The organism is Actinoplanes sp. NPDC049668 (assembly GCF_044465445.1).
GTDB lineage: Bacteria > Actinomycetota > Actinomycetes > Mycobacteriales > Micromonosporaceae > Actinoplanes.
Genome location: NZ_JBITLR010000020.1, coordinates 1 through 1,177, shown reverse-complemented (window position 1 = coordinate 1,177; position 1,177 = coordinate 1). Strand labels below are relative to the sequence as shown.

Annotated in this window: 1 protein-coding gene and 1 pseudogene; both read right to left on the bottom strand. The window is 69.2% G+C overall.

Annotated features, from left to right (window positions below):
- Positions 1–287, bottom strand: a pseudogene (locus ACIBSW_RS40545) (amino acid permease); the annotation flags it as partial.
- 57 nt (positions 288–344) lie between these two features.
- On the bottom strand, positions 345–1,177 hold an 833-nt coding region (locus ACIBSW_RS40540), incomplete at its 5' end, for a GPP34 family phosphoprotein (protein WP_354730815.1).

The window sequence follows — 1,177 nt, the reverse complement described above, 5'->3', positions numbered from 1 at the left end:
GCGGTGACATAGACGTAGAACGCGCCGGCATTGGGGATCTGCCGGGCCATGGCCACATACGGCAACGCGAAGATTCCGAGGACGGCGGCGACGGCGATGTAAGCGATCGGGACGCCGCGTTGCTGCGCGATAGCAAACCCGCCGGTCGCACCGCCGGCGATGACGGTCAGCGGTGCCGCCGCGGCCATCACCTGGGCGGTGACGGCGAAGACGCCCAGCCTGTCGCGTGCCAGCCCGGACTTCACGTTGCTGATCGGCGATACAGCTAGAGCTGACAGTGCAGTCACGGAAGGACTCCAGAAGACTTGAGAGCGGGCTATTCCGGGGGTGATCTGTCGGTCGAGTCAGGCCAGCTTGAAAGCGTCCGCGGTGACCGTGCTCTCCACCGCGTCGAGCAGGGCAACCACCGACGCAGACTCCGCCAGCCGGGTGCAGACCTGCTGCATGGCCTGCTCGTACGTTCCGGGCGGGGCCGCGTCGAGAACGTGGTGCAGCAGACCGGAGGCGTGGCACAGACCGGCCAGCACGATGTCGTGAGAGTCGAGCTCCCGGCGGGCACGGCAGTGCTCCGAGAGCCTGGCCCGTGGCCACGCCGCCAGATTGGCCTCCGCCGGCCGGTAGACGAATCCTTTACTGAGGCCTCGGCGGCGGCGCTGCACAGCGATCAGGTTCGCGCGGGCGAGCCGGTCGGCCACCTCCCGCTCCGCCATGGCGGCCAGGAACGCAATCCACTCCCGCGACGGCAGAGGGTCACGCTGGCCGAGGACCGTGTCGAGAACCTTGTGGGCCAACGCATCCCCCGGGACCGTCCGCTGCCGCAGGGCTTCCCCGCTCGGCTTCACAAGGTCGCCGATCACCTCGATCCACTCACCGACCGCCAACTCGGCAAGCAGCGCACCGGCCAACACCGACCCGACAACGTCGCCGTGCACCCGCAGCAGCCCAGTGCGATCGTCAAGCGCCACGAAGAACAGATCGTCCGCGATCCGGCTACCGTGCACGGCCTGCGGTCGCGCCGCGTTGGCCACCGTCGCGAACGCCGTGGTCTCAGCCTCGGCAATGTCGGGCAGGTGCCCGTGCCACGCCGAGGGCTGCCCGGACGGCAGACATGCCTGTGGCGGTGGCTCGAGGTGGCTGGACGAAGCGGGATACACGGAAGGTTGCGGCGCTCGCACCG